The organism is Ectobacillus ponti, assembly GCF_024294785.1.
GTDB classification, from domain to species: Bacteria; Bacillota; Bacilli; order Bacillales; family Bacillaceae_G; genus Ectobacillus; species Ectobacillus ponti.
This window is the reverse complement of sequence record NZ_JANCLT010000002.1, coordinates 298,830-317,882: the sequence shown is the minus strand read 5'-3', so window position 1 is coordinate 317,882 and position 19,053 is coordinate 298,830. Positions and strand designations below refer to the sequence as shown.

Genomic DNA, 19,053 nt, shown 5'->3' with positions numbered 1-19,053 from the left:
GGTGAAACGCATGAGCATCAGAGCTGAAGAAATTAGCGCACTGATAAAGCAACAGATCGAGAACTATCAGTCTGAGATCGAAGTAAGTGATGTGGGTACAGTTATCCAGGTTGGTGACGGTATTGCACGTGCTCATGGTCTTGATAACGTAATGTCCGGAGAACTAGTAGAATTCTCCAACGGCGTTATGGGACTGGCGCAAAACTTGGAAGAAAACAACGTAGGTATCGTTATCCTCGGACCTTACACAGGCATCCGTGAAGGTGACGAAGTACGCCGTACAGGCCGTATCATGCAGGTTCCAGTAGGTCCTGAGATGATTGGCCGCGTTGTAAATCCGCTTGGACAGCCTGTTGACGGCCTTGGTCCAATCAACACAACAAAAACTCGTCCAATCGAGAGCCCGGCTCCTGGCGTAATGGATCGTAAATCCGTTCACGAGCCGCTGCAAACAGGTATCAAAGCGATCGACGCTCTTGTACCAATCGGCCGCGGCCAGCGTGAGCTGATCATCGGTGACCGCCAGACTGGTAAAACAGCGGTTGCGATCGACACAATCCTGAACCAAAAAGACCAAGATATGATTTGTATCTACGTTGCAATCGGACAGAAAGAGTCCACTGTACGTAACGTAGTTGAAACACTTCGTAAGTTTGGCGCACTTGAATATACAATCGTAGTAACAGCGTCTGCTTCCCAGCCGGCACCGCTTCTGTACCTGGCTCCTTACACAGGCGTAACAATGGGCGAAGAGTTCATGTACAACGGCAAGCACGTGCTTGTAGTGTATGATGACCTGTCCAAGCAAGCAGCAGCATACCGTGAACTTTCCTTGCTGCTTCGCCGTCCTCCAGGCCGTGAAGCATACCCTGGTGACGTATTCTACTTGCACTCCCGTTTGCTTGAGCGCGCAGCGAAGCTGAGCGACGCAAAGGGCGCAGGCTCCCTGACAGCACTTCCGTTCATCGAGACGCAAGCGGGTGACGTATCTGCTTATATCCCAACGAACGTTATCTCTATCACAGACGGCCAGATCTTCTTGCAATCTGACCTGTTCTTCTCCGGCGTACGTCCTGCAATCGATGCAGGTACATCCGTATCCCGTGTAGGTGGCGCAGCGCAGATCAAGGCGATGAGCAAGGTATCCGGTACACTTCGTCTGGACCTGGCTTCCTTCCGTGAATTGGAAGCATTCGCAGCGTTCGGTTCCGACCTGGACAAAGCAACACAAGCGAAGCTGAACCGCGGTGCCCGCACAGTAGAAGTACTGAAGCAGGACCTGCACAAGCCGCTTAAGGTTGAAAAGCAAGTTGTGATTCTGTACGCATTGACTCGCGGTCTGTTGGATGATATCCCAGTAGGCGACGTTCGCCGCTTCGAAGGCGAACTATTCGACTGGATGGATGCAAACCGTGCAGAAGTGCTGGACGAAATCCGCACAAAACGCCAGCTGCTTGACGATGCAGTCATGACTGGCGCAGTGAACGACTTCAAAAAGACATTCGTAGTGTCTGAATAATAGACGAAACATTGCGGGGAAGAGAGTAGTTCAGTCTATTCTCTTCTCATCATGCCTACTTTCGAATACAAGGTGGTGAGAACCTGTGGCATCTTTACGCGATATTAAAACAAAGATTGGCTCCACGAAGAAAACAAGCCAGATTACAAAGGCGATGGAGATGGTATCCGCTGCAAAGCTGAACCGTGCTGAGCAAAGCGCGAAATCCTTCGTTCCGTACATGGCAAAAATTCAAGAGGTAGTCGGAAGCATCGCAAGCGGCAGCAAGGGTGTAAACCATCCGATGCTGACATCCCGTCCTGTGAAGCGTACGGGCTATATTGTTATTACCTCTGACCGTGGATTGGCAGGTGCTTATAACAGCAACGTCCTCCGTGCGGTAAGCAAAACGATTCAGGAGCGCCATAACGCTGACCCGAATCAGTATGCGGTTATCGTAATTGGTAAAGTGGGACGTGACTATCTGAAGCGCCGCAAGTTCAACGTGATCGATGAGATTACCGGTCTTTCCGATCAGCCGGCATTTGCGGACATCAAGGATATTGCCTCCCGTGCAGTTTCCATGTTTGCAGATGGCGCGTTCGATGAACTGTATATGTACTACAACCACTTCATCAACAAAATCCAGCAGGAAGTAACGGAGACGAAGGTGCTTCCGATTACGGATGTGGCTGCTGGAAAAGCAACAACAATGTACGAGTTTGAGCCATCTGAAGAGGCGATTCTGAATGTCTTGCTTCCACAGTATGCGGAAAGCTTGGTATACGGTGCTCTGCTGGACGGTAAAGCAAGCGAGCACGCAGCGCGTATGACAGCCATGAAAAATGCGACAGACAACGCGCAAGAGGTCATCGACACGCTTACACTTTCTTACAACCGTGCACGTCAGGCAGCGATTACGCAGGAAATCACCGAAATCGTGGCCGGTGCTTCAGCACTATAATGGCATGAACTGCCTCTTGGCAGCTTCATAAATCGGGTTCTTAGAACAGGATGAAACGAGACTCTCATTTTCGTATGGGAGACAAATGAATAGGAGGGAAACCGATGAATAAAGGACGTGTTATCGCGATCATGGGTCCGGTTGTAGACGTGAAGTTTGAAGACGGCAAGCTTCCTGCGCTTTACAACGCCCTGCGCGTGCAGCATTCAGCAGCAAACAAAAACGAAACTAGCATCGATTTGACATTAGAAGTAGCCCTTCACCTGGGCGACGACACAGTTCGTACAGTAGCGATGGCTTCCACTGACGGTTTGGTACGCGGTATGGAAGCTGTTGACACAGACGGACCAATCTCCGTACCAGTTGGTTCCGCAACACTGGGCCGCGTATTTAACGTACTGGGCGACGCAATTGACTTGAACGAGCCAGTTGCGGCAGACGTGCGCCGTGATCCAATCCACCGTGCGGCTCCTTCATTCGAAGAGCTTTCTACAAAAGTAGAAATTCTTGAAACAGGCATCAAAGTAGTAGACTTGCTTGCTCCTTACATCAAGGGTGGTAAGATCGGTCTGTTCGGCGGTGCCGGTGTAGGTAAAACGGTACTGATCCAGGAATTGATCAACAACATCGCGCAAGAGCACGGCGGTATCTCCGTATTCGCAGGTGTTGGCGAGCGTACTCGTGAAGGTAATGACCTGTACCACGAGATGAGCGATTCCGGCGTTATCAGCAAAACAGCGATGGTATTCGGCCAGATGAACGAGCCGCCAGGTGCGCGTCAGCGTGTTGCCCTGACTGGTTTGACAATGGCGGAATTCTTCCGTGATGAGCAAGGACAGGACGTACTGTTCTTCATCGACAATATCTTCCGTTTCACGCAAGCAGGTTCCGAGGTATCCGCGTTGCTTGGCCGTATGCCATCCGCAGTAGGTTACCAACCGACACTTGCTACTGAAATGGGTCAATTGCAGGAGCGTATCACATCCACTAACAAAGGTTCCATTACTTCCATCCAGGCAGTATACGTACCGGCGGATGACTACACTGACCCGGCTCCGGCAACAACGTTCGCTCACTTGGATGCAACAACTAACCTGGAGCGCCGTCTGACACAGATGGGTATCTACCCTGCGGTGGATCCATTGGCTTCCACTTCCCGTGCGCTTTCTCCGGAAATCGTTGGCGAAGAGCACTACAATGTTGCACGTAAAGTACAGCAAACCCTGCAGCGTTACAAGGAATTGATGGACATCATCGCGATCCTTGGTATGGACGAGCTGTCTGAAGAAGACAAGCTGGTTGTACACCGCGCTCGCCGTATCCAATTCTTCTTGTCCCAGAACTTCCACGTAGCGGAGCAGTTCACAGGCCAAAAGGGATCTTACGTACCGGTTAAAGAAACAGTACAAGGCTTCAAGGAAATCCTTGAAGGCAAGTACGATGATCTTCCGGAAGATGCTTTCCGTCTGGTAGGCCGCATTGAAGAAGTCGTCGAAAAAGCGAAGACGCTAGCCTAATCAGGTCTAAGGAGGGCTACCCATGAAGACAGTTCCAGTGAGTATCGTAACACCTGACGGACCGGTTTACGAGAACAACGTGGAAATGGTAAGCGTGAAAGCAGAAAGCGGGGAAATGGGGATCCTGCCGGGCCACATTTCTACGGTAGCTCCGCTGCAGATCAGTGCCGTGCGCCTGAAAAACGGCAACAGCACTGACTATGTGGCAGTGAGCGGCGGCTTCATTGAAGTCCGCCCTGACAAGGTGACAATCCTTGCACCGTCCGCAGAGCTTGCGAACCATATTGACGCACACCGTGCAAACGAAGCGAAGCGCCGTGCTGAGCGCCGTCTGCAGGACCGTCAAACAAACGTTGACTTCAAGCGTGCTGAGCTTGCTTTGAAGCGTGCCATCAACCGCTTGAACGTAACTAATACGAAGTAATCGATAAGAGGATGATTCAAAAGACTGCCTGTGGGGCGGACTTCTGGGTCATCCTTTTTTATGTGTACTACTTGGAAGCACGCGCAATTGTAGAGAAGTGCAGCTGATTTGTAGGAAACACGTTCTGATTTGTAGGAAACACATTTTGAATTGTAGAAAGTCCGTTCTGAATTGCAGGAAAAGCAGCTAGACTGTCGGGAAACGTGCGCAATTGTAGAAAAGTGCAGCTGATTTGTAGGAAACACATTTTGAATTGTAGAAAGTCCGTTCTGAATTGTAGGAAAAGCAGCTAGACTGTCGGGAAACGTGCGCAATGACAGAAATGGAAGCGAGCAGGAAGCTTGTCCCAACGGCTTGCAGCCTTGGTCATATCCACAGCCGTACGCGAATATATTGAACTGTGCCTTGTCACAACTACACTGCAGGGAGGACACATATGACAGGTCAACTGAAGCGGGCGGCATTAGCATCTTTAAAGGGGAATTGGGGACTGGGGGTCGGGGCAGTCTTGCTGGCGCAAATTGTGGTCGGCGCCGGCTCGTCCATGGTGTATTTTCCGTTCATGATTGCCATGATGCCGTTCGTGGCAGCAGGTGCGGCAACAGAGGGCGACGAAACTATCAGCGCCATAGGGATCATCCTTATGCTGCTGTTGTATATTCTCTACATACTCGTCACCTTATTCCTATCAGGCATTATGGCGATGGGGCAATACCGAATATTTCTGACGCTGGCCAATGATGAGAAGGCGACTGTGGATGAGCTGTTTTCCTATTTCCGCGGCTGGAGCCGGATGTGGCAGGCCTGCAAGGCCGTGCTGCTGCCGTCTATTTATACGATGCTGTGGAGTCTGCTTTTGATTATTCCAGGGATTGTGAAAAGCTTCTCGTATGCGATGACCTATTTTATTTTGCTGGATCATCCGGATTATACAGTGAATCAGGCGATTACAGAAAGCCGCAGGCTGATGGACGGCCGCAAGAAGGACTTGTTCGTGCTGTACTTGAGCTTCATCGGCTGGTTCCTGCTCGGCGCGGTTACCTTTGGCTTGGCATTCCTCTGGATTGTCCCTTACATGACGACAGCCGCTGCCCATTTCTATCGAAAAGCGTTGGCAGAGGCGAGGGGCTGATAAGGCGGACCCAAGGGCAGTACAGACTCTTGGGTCCTTTACACTTTGAAGCTTTGGGCAAAGGGAACGCATTGCTCAGGCGGCAGCGGTTTGCTGAAATAGTAGCCTTGGATTTGCCGGCAGCCCTGCGCCAGCAGGAAGCGCAGCTGTTCCCTTGTTTCCACGCCTTCCGCAATGACAGATAAGTTCAAGGCATGGGCAAGCGAGAGAATGGCCGCTATAATCTCCATACCCTCCTCCTTGTGCTCAGCCATGACCACCAGCTCGCGGGCAATTTTCAGCTTGTCGATCGGATAGAGCGGCAGGTAGGACAGGGAGGAGTAGCCTGTCCCAAAATCATCAATCGAAAGCTTGACGCCTTGCTCCTTCAAATAGCGGAGCTTTTGCAGAGTGTCCTCTTCATTTTCCATGGCAATGCGCTCTGTCAGCTCCAGCTCCAGATAATGGGGCTCCAAGTCGGTTTCCTGTAAAATAGCAGACACGGACGCCAGAAAAGATGCTTCACGAAATTCCTTCACAGAGAGATTCACGGCCACATGCCAATCCCGATAGCCGAGGTCGCGCCAGATGGCCATTTGCCTGCAGGCGTGCCGAAGCACATATTGGCCCAGCTGTAAAATCAGCCCGGTTTCCTCCGCGACAGCAATGAATTCTCCCGGCGAAATCCAGCCCATTTCCGGATGCTGCCAGCGTACAAGCGCTTCCCAGCCGACAATAAGTCCGCCGGCTGCCTGTATTTGCGGCTGATACACGAGCGAGATTTCCTGGCGCTCCAAGGCCTGGTACAAATCCTTCTCAATCTGCAGATGCCGATGCCGCTGCTCGCTGATGCCCAAGCTGTACACAGCATAGTTGTTCTTGCTGCCGCTTTTGATGCTGTACATGGCCAAGTCCGCATGGCGCAGCAGCGTGGTGGCATCCTGGCCGGCCTCCGGATAGAGGGCAATGCCGATGCTTGGTGTGACCTGCAGACTCTGCCCCTGCAGCACAACAGGCTCCTGCAGGGCAGCCAGCAGCCTTCCTGCCGCAGCTTCCGCCTCGGCATAGGTGTGGCAGCCGGCTGGAATCACAACAAACTCGTCCCCGCCCAGGCGTGCCAGAATGGAGTCTGGCGGTACAGACTGCTTCAGCCGGTAAGCGACTTCGACCAGCACTTGGTCACCGGCATCATGCCCGAGCGTGTCATTGATGGTTTTGAAACGGTCCAAATCCAGGAACAGCAAAGCAAAGGGTTGTTTTCTTACGATAAAGACCTCCAGAGAGGCAGTAAAGCTGACCCGGTTGTACAGGCCGGTCAGGGAATCATGATAGGCCAAATATTGAACGCGCTCCTGCTGCATTTTCAGGCTGGTGATGTCCTTGACCATAAAATAGATGCCTTCCAGCTGCTCCTGCAGCAGAATGGGAACTGCCGTGACACTGAGATGGTAGATATGCCCGATCTTATGCTTGCCCCGGAGCTCTCTTGTGATGGCTTGTCCTTGCACTGCCAGCTCAAACATTTCGTGTGCCTTGTGCAGGTCTTCTTCATAGATGAAATATTCGTAGGGAATGCCCAAGAAATGGGACCCTTCATACCCCAGAAGGGTGGTTCCCGCCTGATTTGTCTGTACCAGCATACCGGTTAAGTCGATCACATAGATAGGATCAGGGTGGTGCTCAAACAAGGATTTAAAGCGCTGCTCACTGCTGAACAAAGCGGCGGTGCGCTGCTGAATGCCAAGCTCCAGGCGGGAGGCATTCTCTTCCTGCTCCTGCAGCAGCTGCTTGTTCAGCTGTTCTGTCAGGATGTGGCGGAGCAGCACAAAACCGAAGTTCAGGCAAAGGCCGACCACAAGCGGCCGCTTCATATCCGGCCGGAATAACACGAACAGCCCCAGCAGGATGGAGGCTGCGTACGGCAGCGCCCTCCGCATGTTCTCCTCAGTCCGGCGGCTGATCAGCTGCGGAATCTGAATGTGCTGCCCGGTTTCATTCCAGCTTCCGGCTATGGCAGTCAGCAGCAAGAAGATCTGGTACACAGGGTCCAGCAGCTGGACAGGAAGCTGCGGATGGTACAGACGCAGGTAGTCGTACATAAAGTCCGTGAGCGGAATTCCGATCATGACGAGAATGAGCAAATACAGCACATTCTTGGAAGCGAAGAACACAGGCCGGAAGTACATGCTTAAGCCGAGTAAAAGCAATACCAGGTCCGAAGCGGAATAGGACAATTGAGTCAGCCGGGAGAAGGTGGACACATGCTCCAGCGAGATAATCTTCTGGACAATGATGTAGTAGTGCAGAGTAGCGACGACAATGGTGACAATCGCCAGGTCGCAGAGAACAAACAGTCTGCCCCAAAAGTCATATTTATGCATCAGCTTGTGCGAAAAAGCCAGTGCATAGCAAAGCATGAATGCCAGAAAAAACAAGTCGTTCCCGTTTGTTTCCAGACTTTCATTGTACAAAATGGAGCGTTTGTAAAATAAAGTGGCATCCCCAAGCAGAAAAATGAAGCAGCCTGTGGTCAGCAGCAGCCAAAACAGCTTTTCGGCAGCGGGAGTGCTATACCAGGAAATGAATAAGCTGATAAAAACAACGATATCCACGGCCAGGTAGGAAAAGCTTGCGGCATCATCATCTTTCCAGGAGCTTGTATGCCAGTCGTACAGCCAGCCATAGTTGAAAGCGAGAAAGCCGGCCAGCAGGGCAAGCAAAAACATGGTTTTCACGTGAAAGGTTCGATTCATTGAAATATCACCTAATTTTCTTTTGCAGGAAAATAAACTGTCCCCGTCTGTCGTAAGATTATATCTACTATGTAAGTCTCTGTAGTATATGGAAAAGCTTTTGCAGTAATACTTTTGTGCGAAATATCACAGGAAGGCCCCTTCATCATTCAACAAGTTTCTTTTCCTTTCTGCAATAGGTCGACACGGCAAACGGGTATTTGTTATAATTGAGTACGGTTACATTATTTAGAAAAATAAAAAAATGATGTACGTATTTTTATGAGCAAACTGAACGACACAGGGGGGAGAAACTGATCATGTTCAATTTGTATCAGAACAACTACGTGATTGTGGTTGTCTTCTTGCTTCTCGGTATTTTGCTGCCGGCTGTCGCGCTGACGGCGGGGAAAATTCTTCGTCCGAATCGCCCGACTGAGGCAAAGCAGACTACGTACGAGAGCGGGATTGAGCCGTTTCATGAGGCGAACGTCCGATTCCACGCCCGCTATTATATCTTCGCTCTGTTATTCGTTATTTTTGACGTGGAAACAGTGTTTCTGTATCCGTGGGCAGTAGCGTATGAGAAGCTGGGCATCTTTGCACTGATTGAGATGCTGATTTTCGTCATCTTGCTGTTGATTGGACTTGTCTATGCTTGGAAGAAGAAGGTGCTAAAATGGCTATAAATTTCGAAGACATCCATCCAGACGAGCGGGCAGAGCTCGAGCAACATATTTTCTTCACGACTTTGGAGCAGGTAAAAGGCTGGGCGCGCAGCAATTCACTCTGGCCGATGACCTTCGGTTTGGCATGCTGTGCGATTGAGATGATGGGCGTCGGCTCTTCGCACTATGATGCGGACCGGTTCGGTTCCTTTTTCCGTACGTCGCCGCGGCAATCGGATGTCATGATTGTATCCGGCACGGTGACGAAAAAGATGGCACCCATCGTCAGACGTCTATACGACCAGATGCCTGAGCCGAAGTGGGTGATTGCCATGGGCTCCTGTGCAACAGCAGGCGGTCCGTATGTGAAATCGTATGCAGTGGTCAAAGGGGTAGACCAGATTGTGCCTGTCGATGTATACATTCCAGGCTGTCCGCCAAATCCGGCGGCACTTCTGTACGGCATTAACAAGCTGAAGGAAAAAATTCGTTACGAAGCTAAGACAGGGAAGCAGGTGACGAACCAATGAGCGACAAGACTCCTGAAGAACTGAAGCGCGAGGCGGCAGCGCGCGCGAAAGAGGAAGCGAAGCGAAAGCTGGCGGAGCGTCAGGCGGCTGCCGGGCAGGAAAAAGAGAAAGCGCTGTCAACAGAGCCGGAAGCTGCAGCTGTAGACCCTGCCGAAGCGAAGAAACGCGCGGCAGCGGAAGCGAAGGCGAAAGCAGCCGAGGCAGCGAAGAAGCGGGCCGCAGAAAAGGTGGCAGAAGCGGGCGGCGAGGCAGCCGGAGACGATGCCAAAGCGAAAGCCATCGCAGCAGCCAAGGCGAAAGCGGCAGCGGCAGCAAAAGCAAAGGCGGCAGCCTTGGCGAAGCAGGCTGGCGGAGAAGAGCCGGCCGGCGATGACGAGAAGGCAAAAGCGATTGCAGCCGCGAAAGCAAAAGCAGCAGCGGCAGCCAAGGCAAAGGCCGCAGCAGCTGCGAAGGCGGGCGGAGCAGCCGGCGGCGATGACGAGAAAGCAAAAGCCATCGCAGCAGCCAAAGCGAAAGCGGCGGCGGCCGCGAAGGCACGGGCGGCAGCCGGCGCCAAGGAAGAGGCTGCGCCGCAGGCAGAAGCACCTTCTAAGAATCAGCCATACTTGGATAAGTACACGGCGGTCATCCGGGAGCATCTCGGAGCCGATGTTTTGGAAGAGTCTTATATTAATAGAATCTCGAAGGACGTGCCGACGCTTGTGGTGAAGCACGACCAGTACTATAAAACGATGCAGTTTTTGAAATACAATGAGCAGCTGGCGTTTGATTATATGTCCGAGCTGCATGCGACAGACTTCGTGACACATATGGAAGTGTATGTGCACCTGTTCTCGTACCGCAACAGGCAGTCTGTTGCTGTCCGGGTGAAGCTCGACCGGAACGAGCCGAAGCTTCCTTCCGTCGCGAAGGTTTGGGAAGGGGCCAACTGGCCGGAGCGCGAGGCATATGACCTTTTGGGCGTCGTGTTTGAAGGGCATCCGAACCTGGTGCGCATCCTGATGCCGGATGACTGGATTGGATACCCGCTTCGCAAAGACTATGAGCCGTTTGACGTGGAGGTGTAGCAAGCATGATACGCACAGAAGAAATGCTGCTGAACGTCGGTCCGCAGCACCCGAGTACGCACGGTGTATTCCGTCTTGTTGTGAAAATTGACGGGGAGACCATTACGGAAGCGATACCGGTGATCGGTTATTTGCACCGCGGCACCGAAAAGCTGGCGGAAAGCCTGCAATATACGCAGATTATTCCTTACACAGACCGCCTCGACTACCTGTCGGCAATGACAAACAACTATGTCCTCTGCCATGCGGTGGAAACGATGATGGGACTGGAAATTCCAGAGCGCGCGGAATACCTGCGTGTCCTTGTCATGGAGCTTGGCCGGATTGCCAGCCACCTTGTCTGGTGGGGCACCAACCTGCTCGATATCGGTGCGGTCAGCCCGTTCCTGTACGCGTTCCGTGAACGTGAAATGATTATCAACATGCTGAACGAATTGAGCGGCGCGCGCCTGACATTCAACTACATGCGTGTCGGCGGCGTGAAATGGGATGCGCCGGAGGGCTGGATCGAGAAGGTGCGCGACTTTGTTCCGTACATGCGCGAGCAGCTGAAGGGCTACCACGACCTTGTGTCCGGCAACGAAATCTTCCTGAACCGTGTGAAGGGCGTCGGCATCTATTCCGCGGAGGAAGCCATTGAATACTCCCTGAGCGGCGCGAATCTGCGCTGTACGGGCGTGAAGTGGGACCTGCGCAAGGATGAGCCATACTCCATCTACGACCGCTTTGACTTTGACGTGCCGGTCGGCAAAATCGGCGATGCCTGGGACCGTTATACGTGCCGGATGCAGGAAATTGAAGAATCTCTTAAGATTATCGAGCAAGCGGTCGCTCAGTTCCCGGCGGAAGGCCCGGTTATGGCGAAGGTGCCAAAAATCATCAAGGCGCCGAAAGGGGAAGCCTTTGTCCGGATTGAATCACCGCGCGGCGAAATCGGCTGCTACATTTCAAGCGACGGCAAGAAAGAGCCGTACCGCCTGAAATTCCGCCGTCCGTCCTTCTACAACCTGCAGATTCTGCCGAAGCTTTTGAAAGGCGAAAACATCGCAAACTTGATTACCATTTTGGGTGGGATAGATATCGTCCTTGGGGAGGTTGATGGTTGATGGTACAGAGCCTCTTGGAAGGAGCACCAAGCTGGACGACGTTTTTCATCTTTTTCGGGCTCGCAACGGTGCTGCTCTTTGTGATTCTCGGCTTCGTAACCTACGGCATTTTGGCGGAACGGAAGCTCATGGGCTTCATGCAGGGCCGGATCGGACCGAACCAGGTCGGCGGCCGCTGGGGTCTGTTGCAGACCGTTTCTGACGTACTGAAGCTGCTTTTAAAGGAAGATACCATTCCGAAGGCAGCCGACAAGCCACTGTTCATCTTGGCGCCGGTAATCGCCTTTGCGCCTGCGTTCATGGTTGTGGCAGTCATTCCGTTTACGCAAAATCTTCGTTTTTCTGATATGGGCGTCGGCCTGCTGTACTATATCGCCGTTTCCGGGATTTCCACCATCGGCGTGCTGACAGGCGGCTGGGCTTCCAACAATAAATACTCGCTGCTCGGCGGCATGCGTGCTGCGGCGCAGATGATTTCCTATGAAATTCCGCTCGTCATGAGCGTAATCGGGGTCATCCTGCTGACAGGCAGCCTGAACCTGAATGATATTATCGCGGCTCAGGAAAAGGTATGGTACATTTTCGTGCAGCCAATCGGCTTCATCGTATTCTTTATCGCCGCCATATCCGAGCTGAACCGGACGCCGTTTGACTTGCCTGAGGCTGAATCCGAGCTTGTATCCGGCTTCCATACAGAGTATTCCGGCTTCCGTTGGGCCTTCTTCATGCTGGCGGAGTATGTCTACCTGTTTGCCATGTCCGGCCTGATTACGGTTCTGTTCCTGGGCGGCTGGCAGCCGATCGCGTTCCTGAGCTTCATTCCGGGGGCCGTCTGGTTTGCGCTGAAATTCAGCCTTGTCGTGTTCCTGTTCATGTGGATTCGTTACACATTCCCGCGTATGCGCGCGGACCAGCTGATGGAATTCGGCTGGAAGGTGCTGCTGCCGGTGGCCTTGGCGAACATCTTCCTGACGGCGCTGTTAAAAGAACTATTCTTCTAGAATACAAGGTCTTCATGGACGAATCGGGAGAACAACAAAGGGGATGAGAAGAAATGCTGGGGTTGTTTAAAGGTCTGAAATATACCCTCAACAACTTAACAAAACAGAAGGTCACGTATGACTATCCGAACCAGCCGCTGCCGCTTCCGGACCGTTTCCGCGGCATCCAGAAGTTTTATCCGGAAAAATGCATTGTGTGCAACCAATGCGCGCAAATTTGCCCGACAGACTGCATTCAGCTGACAGGCAAGAAGCATCCGGATCCGGCGAAGAAGGGAAAAGTCATTGATACGTATGATATCAACTTCGAAATTTGCATCCTGTGCGACTTGTGCACAGAGGTATGTCCGACAGAAGCGATTGTCATGACAAACAACTTCGAGCTGGCGGAATACACACGCGACGACTTGTTCAAGAACCTGCAATGGCTGGACGAGAACGACATGAATGTCAGAAGGGAGAATAAAGCATGAGCGGCGAATTGATAGCATTTATGGCTTTGGCCTTGATCGCGATCATGGGTGGCGTGCTGATGCTCAACCTGACGAAGGTCATGCATATGATGCTGGCCCTCGTGTTCACCTTCCTCAGCATTGCCGGCTTGTACATTATGCTTTCGGCTGAGTTCGTCGGCGTGGTCCAAGTGCTGATCTACTCCGGTGCCATCGCGATCATCATGGTATTCGGCATCATGCTGACCAACCATGATGACGAAACAGACACGAAGGGCAAATGGCGCGGCTTCCTTGTATTCCTGGGTGTGCTGGCATTCGGCGGCGTCATGTATTTCGCGGTCAATCGAGTGGATTTTGCGGCAAACGGTGTGGCGGAAGCAGCGCTGCACGAGCAAAACACAAAGCAAATCGGGGAGCTTTTGTACACGAAATATATCATTCCGTTTGAAGTAACATCCGTACTCTTGCTGGTGGCGCTTGTCGGCGCGATTATCCTGGCGAAGAAGGATGACGAAGGGGAGGGACGCTCCGATGAGTAACGTTCCGGCATCAGCTTACTTAGTGCTTGCCATTATTCTGTTTTGCATCGGCTTGTTCGGCGCGCTGACGAAGCGCAACACGGTAATTGTCCTCATCTGTATTGAATTGATGATGAACGCGGCCAACCTGAATCTGGTGGCCTTCAGCAAGCTCGGGCTGTTCCCGAACATGACAGGGCAAATCTTCACGCTGTTCACCATTGCGGTGGCGGCAGCTGAAGCGGCAGTCGGCCTGGCGGTCCTGATGGCGCTGTACCGCAACCGCCCGACAGTCAATGCGGACGAAATGGATTCGTTGAAGCACTAGTAAGAAGGGGGAAAAAGACAATGATGGACTACGCCTGGCTAATACCGCTTTTCCCGCTTGTATCCTTTGCCCTTTCCTTACTGGTCGGCAAAAAGCTGAAGGAAGCAACGAGCTTGATCAGCATCATGCTGGTGCTGCTTTCCTTCGCGGGTGCGGTTGTTGTATTACTGGAACGCCTATCCAATGGCACGGTGAAGCATGAATGGACATGGCTTCATCTGGGGGATAAGGCCATCCAGTTCGGCTTTGAAATTAACGCGTTGAACGCGCTCATGCTGTTCATCGTGACACTGGTGAGTCTGCTTGTACATATCTACTCACGCGGATATATGCACGGAGACGAGCGTTTTCCGGTGTTCTACGCATATCTCGGTCTCTTTACATTCGCGATGCTCGGGCTTGTCATCTCGACAAACCTGCTGCAGCTCTATATCTTCTGGGAGCTTGTCGGCTTAGGCTCCTTCCTGCTGGTGGGCTTCTACTTCTATAAGGAGTCCGCGAAGGCGGCGGCCAAGAAAGCGTTCATCATGACGCGCATTGGCGACGTAGGGCTGTTCATCGGCATGATTCTCTTATTCTGGCAGGTTGGCAGCTTCAACTACAGCGATATTTTCGCGGCAGTGAAGGCAGGGGACATCTCAGGTACGATGATCACGCTGACAGCCATTCTGATTTTTGTCGGGGCTATGGGTAAATCCGGCCAATTCCCGCTGCATACATGGCTTCCTGACGCAATGGAAGGCCCGACGCCTGTATCCGCCCTCATCCACGCGGCAACGATGGTTGCGGCCGGGGTATACCTGGTGGCGACAATGTTCCCGCTGTTTGAGGCAAGCAGCACAGCCATGAATGTTGTGGCAATCATTGGCGGCATCACCGCCATTTTCGCAGCCTCCATCGGCCTGGTGCAGACAGACATCAAGCGCGTGCTGGCATACTCTACGGTAAGCCAGCTCGGCTATATGATGCTTGCGCTCGGCTCTGCCGGCTATGTGGCAGGGGTATTCCACCTGACCACGCACGCGTTCTTCAAGGCGCTTCTGTTCCTTGCGGCGGGCAGCGTCATTCACGCGGTGCATACACAAAACATTGAAGAAATGGGCGGCCTCTTCTCAAAAATGAAGACAACAGCAACCCTGTTCCTGATCGGAACCATGGCCATCAGCGGCGTGCCGCTTCTGTCCGGCTTCTTCAGTAAAGATGAAATTCTCGTCGCGGCTTGGGAGCATGGCAACTATGGCGTGTTCACGCTGGCAGTCATCGCGGCTTTCTTCACCGCATTCTATATGTTCCGTCTCTTCTTCCTCGTGTTCACCGGGAAGCCAAGAGGGGAGCAAAAGGGCGTTCACGAATCTCCAAGCGTCATGACGCTGCCGATGGTTGTGCTCGGCGTGCTGGCGGTTGTCGCGGGCTACGTGAACACACCTTGGTTCGGCACATTCCTTGGCGACTGGCTGACAAAGGATGCCCCGTTCACGGTGCATGAAGGCCACGGCCCGGCTTGGATTATGATTGTGGCGACACTTGTGTCCCTCACCGGCATCGGCTTGGCTTACTTGATCTACGGAAAGGGCTCTCTGTCCCGCAACTGGCTTGTCGGACAAGATTCCTTCTCCTATGATGCTTTGAAAAATAAGTACTATATTGATGAATTATACGGCATCACCATTGTACCGCTGACAAAGGGAATTGCCCATGTGCTGCAGTTTGTGGAGACGTATATCGTCGAAGGCCTGGCACAGGTCATCGCCGGTATTGTCAAAGGCACAAGCAGCATCGGTTCCCGCCTGCAAAGCGGACAGGTGCAGACATACGGCGCGGTCATGTTCGTCGGCCTGGCTGTTCTGCTTGTCGTTCTGGTAGTGACAGGGGGGTACTTACAATGAGCTTTCTCTTAACCTTTTTCATCTTCTCCCCGCTGCTCGCTGTTCTGGCGCTTGCCTTCATCCCGAAGGCATCCCATGGCACAGCGCGGCTGCTTGGCACGCTTGGGGCGCTGCTGCCGTTCGTGAGCGCTGCCATCATGTACGCAATGTACCTGGGCGGCACAGGGCTGTCCGAGTTTTCACAGCAAGCGGACTGGATCCGCTTCGGCCGCTTTGACAGCGGCGCGTTCACTGTCGCTTACGAGGTGGGTGTGGACGGCTTTGCCTTCATCATGATGCTGCTGACGGCTGTGCTGGGCCTGCTGGCGGCTGTAACAGCGTATTCCATCCAGCAAAACACAAAGAGCTTTTACATCCTCTTGCTTCTATTGGAGATGGGGATGCTCGGCGTATTTGCGGCGCAAAACCTGATTCTGTTCTTCTTCTTCTTTGAGCTGACACTGCCGGCGATGTTCTTCCTGATCGGCAAATGGGGCAAGTTCGAGAGCGAGAAGGCAGCCTACAGCTACCTGGTGTACAACGGAATCGGCTCAGCGATTTTGCTGGTCGTGTTCGCCATCCTGTTTGCGAAAACAGGCACAACGAATTATGAGCATCTGTACAGCATCATGCAGTCTGCGGATGCGCCTTTCTCGGAAGCCTTTAAAACAGGCATTGTCATTTCCCTGTTGATTGCCTTCGGAATTAAGCTGCCGGTGCTGCCATTGCACCGCTGGATGGTGAATGTGCACGTACAGGCGCCGCCGGCTGTGGTCATGCTGCACGCGGGCGTGCTGCTCAAAATCGGGGCATACGGTCTTGTCCGCTTCGGTCTTGGCATGTTCCCGAAGCAGTTTGAAAAATTCGCGTTCCTGCTGGCGCTGCTTGGCGTCATCAACCTGCTGTACGGGGCGTTCCTGGCGCTCATTCAGACAGACTTCCGGAAGGTGCTGGCATACTCCAGTATCTCGCACATGGGCATCGTGCTGATCGGTCTTGGCGCGCTGAACATGTCCGGCGTGAAGGGCGCGATTTTCCAGGTTGTATCGCACGGCTTGATTGCCGCGCTGCTGTTCTTCCTGCTTGGCATTATGGAAAACCGCTACGGCACGTCTGAGCTGAAGAAGCTTGGCGGCCTGGCAAAGCAAGTGCCGCTTCTGGCAGGCTTCCTGCTGGCGGGCGCCATGGCATCTCTCGGCCTGCCGGGCATGTCCGGCTTTGTCAGCGAGTTCATGGCCTTCCTAGGCCTGTTTGACAAGTATCCGGCCGTGGCGGCTGTCGGTACGCTCGGCATCATCCTGACGGCTGTCTATCTGCTCCGCTCTGTGCTTGGCATTACGTTCGGCGCATATGAGCTTGGCGAGCAGCGTGACGTGCGCGGCTGGGAGTTCATCCCGGTGACGGTGCTTCTGGCTATCATCATCATCATCGGTGTTTCGCCGGAGGTGCTCGGCCATCCGATCAGCTCGACATTAGAATTACTAGGGTTAAGGGGGTAGGATAGCATGGATCTCAAAACACTTCTCAGCTTCCAATGGAGTCTCATGACCCCGGAGTTTATCATCACGGGTGCGGCCATCCTGTTATCGCTCCTTGATCTCTTTGCGAAGAAGACGTTCAACCGGACCATCCTGGGCTACGGGGCGCTGGCGGCAGTCGCGGCGGCGCTCGTGTCCCTGGTGACGCTGTACAGCCATGAGGCAGGCGAGATTCTGGGCGGCAGCTTCGTGCTGGACGGCTATGCGAAAGCCTTTAAAACACTCATCCTGCTCGGCGGCGCGCTCGTGCTTCTTTTGGCAGTCAGCAATCATAAGCAGACGCCGATCCGCGATAAGGGCGAGTACTACTACTTGCTTTTAACCGGCCTGCTTGGCGCGATGTTCGTCACATCCAGCCAGGATTTAATCATGCTGTTCGTTGGTCTTGAACTGCTGACGCTCTCCTCCTACGTTTTGGTGGGCATCCGCAAGGACAACAGAAAAGCGAATGAAGCTGCGATGAAGTACGTCATCAACGGCGGTATCGCAACAGCGGTGACGGTGTTCGGTCTTAGCTATATTTACGGCCTGACAGGCTCCACCAATGTGCTGGAAATCAACGCGGCCCTGCAGCAGAATGCCGGAAACAGCGGCGTGGAGCTCCTGCTCATGCTGGCCTTCCTGCTGACGTTTGTCGGCTTGTCCTTCAAGCTGGCGGCAGCGCCGTTCCATATGTGGGCGCCTGATGTGTACCAGGGCGCGGCGACTCCGGTCACTGCCTTCCTCGGTACCGTATCCAAGGTGGCAGGCTTCGCCTTGGTCGTGCGCTTGTTCCTGTTCATTTTTGCAAGCGTGCCGGCCCACGGCGGAACAGGCATGATTTTAACAAATGTACAGCAATATATTGCTGTGCTGGCAGGCATCACGATGGTAGTCGGCAACTTTGTTGCCTTGAAGCAGACGAATGTGAAGCGCATGTTCGCATACTCCGGTATCGCACACGCGGGTTATCTGCTCGTGCCATTCGTGGCGCTGTCCGATTTCACCTTCGACAGCATGTTCTTCTATATGCTGGCCTATATTCTGATGAATATCGGCGCATTCGCAGTCGTGCATGCCTTGTCGAAGGACAATGACAACGAGAATCTCAGCATGTTTGCCGGCCTGTTCCAGCGCTCGCCGCTGACGGCGGTGCTGATGACGGTCTTCATCCTGTCGCTTGCCGGCATTCCGGGCACAGCGGGCTTCATCGGGAAGGTGAACATCTTCCTTGGCGCCTTCGCGCTGTCCCATTACGTGCTGCCGTCCATCATGATGGCAACGACGGTTGTATCCTTTGTCTACTACTTCCGCATTCTGCAGCAAATGTTCTTCCGCAGCGGCGAAGAGACAAAGGTGGTGGTGCCGGCCAGCCTGCGGGCAGCCATGCTCATCTGTGCCATTCTCACGGTCGTGCTCGGGATTCTGCCGTCCCTTGGCTACAACCTCTTCTATGACCAGCTTGTCGCCGTGAAGGATTTCCTCTTCACCGGGGCAAACTGACAACAAACGTGCTATAATCGGGGCTGGCCTCATCTCTTGAGGTTGGCCTTTTTTACATAAAAACAACCATGACCTTACCCTCATCAAAAGGGGAACTGGGTGAGACAGCCTGCATGTGTCCGCTTCGTTCTGCCGAAGCACTGTCAAACCAGCCGGCGAGGAGGCATATTGTGGTTTGACCGCTCTCCGCAAGGTTATGTCCACTTACGCCCCGATGAAAAAGAGGGGTTTGGTTTTTTCGTGTTTACA

The 19,053-nt window shown here is 53.2% G+C and carries 17 protein-coding genes; 16 read left to right on the top strand and 1 reads right to left on the bottom strand.

Annotated elements, in window-relative coordinates:
• The first annotated feature begins 10 nt into the window (after positions 1–10).
• The 5 genes from atpA (at position 11) to NK662_RS05030 (ending at position 5,535) form a co-directional block, all read left to right on the top strand.
• Positions 11–1,519 (top strand): F0F1 ATP synthase subunit alpha, encoded by a 1,509-nt coding sequence (gene atpA, locus NK662_RS05050; protein ID WP_254757813.1) that lies wholly within the window; start codon positions 11–13, stop codon positions 1,517–1,519.
• Between the two features lie 85 nt (positions 1,520–1,604).
• Positions 1,605–2,462, top strand: a complete 858-nt coding sequence (gene atpG, locus NK662_RS05045) for an ATP synthase F1 subunit gamma (protein ID WP_254757812.1) — start codon at positions 1,605–1,607, stop codon at positions 2,460–2,462.
• A 104-nt stretch (positions 2,463–2,566) separates the two neighbouring features.
• On the top strand, positions 2,567–3,979 hold the full coding sequence (atpD, locus tag NK662_RS05040) for a F0F1 ATP synthase subunit beta (RefSeq protein ID WP_254757811.1): 1,413 nt from the start codon (positions 2,567–2,569) through the stop codon (positions 3,977–3,979).
• A gap of 22 nt (positions 3,980–4,001) precedes the next feature.
• A complete protein-coding gene (locus NK662_RS05035) occupies positions 4,002–4,403 on the top strand; it encodes a F0F1 ATP synthase subunit epsilon (protein ID WP_254757810.1) in 402 nt (133 codons plus the stop codon).
• Between the two features lie 436 nt (positions 4,404–4,839).
• On the top strand, positions 4,840–5,535 hold the full coding sequence (locus tag NK662_RS05030) for a DUF975 family protein (protein ID WP_254757809.1): 696 nt from the start codon (positions 4,840–4,842) through the stop codon (positions 5,533–5,535).
• 38 nt (positions 5,536–5,573) lie between these two features.
• Here the strand turns inward: NK662_RS05030 and NK662_RS05025 are convergent, their stop codons facing one another.
• Positions 5,574–8,267 (bottom strand): EAL domain-containing protein, encoded by a 2,694-nt coding sequence (locus NK662_RS05025; protein ID WP_254757808.1) that lies wholly within the window; start codon positions 8,265–8,267, stop codon positions 5,574–5,576.
• A gap of 299 nt (positions 8,268–8,566) precedes the next feature.
• Between NK662_RS05025 and NK662_RS05020 the strand changes: the two genes are divergently transcribed.
• The 11 genes from NK662_RS05020 to nuoN are packed head-to-tail and all read left to right on the top strand — an operon-like array spanning position 8,567 to position 18,804.
• Positions 8,567–8,935 carry an NADH-quinone oxidoreductase subunit A gene (locus NK662_RS05020; protein WP_254757807.1) on the top strand — a complete coding sequence of 123 codons (369 nt, stop codon included), beginning with the start codon at positions 8,567–8,569 and terminating at the stop codon, positions 8,933–8,935.
• Complete coding sequence (locus NK662_RS05015) at positions 8,926–9,444, top strand: NuoB/complex I 20 kDa subunit family protein (protein ID WP_254757806.1); 519 nt, start codon at positions 8,926–8,928, stop codon at positions 9,442–9,444. Before NK662_RS05020 ends, NK662_RS05015 begins: the two co-directional genes overlap by 10 nt.
• Entirely contained in the window at positions 9,441–10,511 is a 1,071-nt protein-coding gene (locus tag NK662_RS05010) for an NADH-quinone oxidoreductase subunit C (protein WP_254757805.1), read from the top strand. The genes NK662_RS05015 and NK662_RS05010 overlap by 4 nt, the downstream gene beginning before the upstream one ends.
• A 5-nt stretch (positions 10,512–10,516) precedes the next feature.
• Positions 10,517–11,617, top strand: a complete 1,101-nt coding sequence (locus NK662_RS05005) for an NADH-quinone oxidoreductase subunit D (RefSeq protein WP_254757804.1) — start codon at positions 10,517–10,519, stop codon at positions 11,615–11,617.
• Positions 11,617–12,618, top strand: coding sequence for an NADH-quinone oxidoreductase subunit NuoH (gene nuoH, locus NK662_RS05000; protein ID WP_254758033.1), 1,002 nt, complete (start codon positions 11,617–11,619; stop codon positions 12,616–12,618). The genes NK662_RS05005 and nuoH overlap by 1 nt, the downstream gene beginning before the upstream one ends.
• A gap of 53 nt (positions 12,619–12,671) precedes the next feature.
• Positions 12,672–13,091, top strand: a complete 420-nt coding sequence (gene nuoI, locus NK662_RS04995; RefSeq protein WP_254757803.1) for an NADH-quinone oxidoreductase subunit NuoI — start codon at positions 12,672–12,674, stop codon at positions 13,089–13,091.
• Entirely contained in the window at positions 13,088–13,612 is a 525-nt protein-coding gene (locus NK662_RS04990) for an NADH-quinone oxidoreductase subunit J (protein ID WP_254757802.1), read from the top strand. The genes nuoI and NK662_RS04990 overlap by 4 nt, the downstream gene beginning before the upstream one ends.
• On the top strand, positions 13,605–13,919 hold the full coding sequence (nuoK, locus tag NK662_RS04985; protein ID WP_254757801.1) for an NADH-quinone oxidoreductase subunit NuoK: 315 nt from the start codon (positions 13,605–13,607) through the stop codon (positions 13,917–13,919). Before NK662_RS04990 ends, nuoK begins: the two co-directional genes overlap by 8 nt.
• 20 nt (positions 13,920–13,939) lie before the next feature.
• Complete coding sequence (gene nuoL / locus NK662_RS04980; RefSeq protein ID WP_254757800.1) at positions 13,940–15,805, top strand: NADH-quinone oxidoreductase subunit L; 1,866 nt, start codon at positions 13,940–13,942, stop codon at positions 15,803–15,805.
• Positions 15,802–17,283, top strand: a complete 1,482-nt coding sequence (locus NK662_RS04975; protein ID WP_254757799.1) for an NADH-quinone oxidoreductase subunit M — start codon at positions 15,802–15,804, stop codon at positions 17,281–17,283. The genes nuoL and NK662_RS04975 overlap by 4 nt, the downstream gene beginning before the upstream one ends.
• Positions 17,284–17,289: 6 nt before the next feature.
• Positions 17,290–18,804 (top strand): NADH-quinone oxidoreductase subunit NuoN, encoded by a 1,515-nt coding sequence (gene nuoN, locus NK662_RS04970; protein WP_254757798.1) that lies wholly within the window; start codon positions 17,290–17,292, stop codon positions 18,802–18,804.
• Positions 18,805–19,053: the final 249 nt, after the last annotated feature.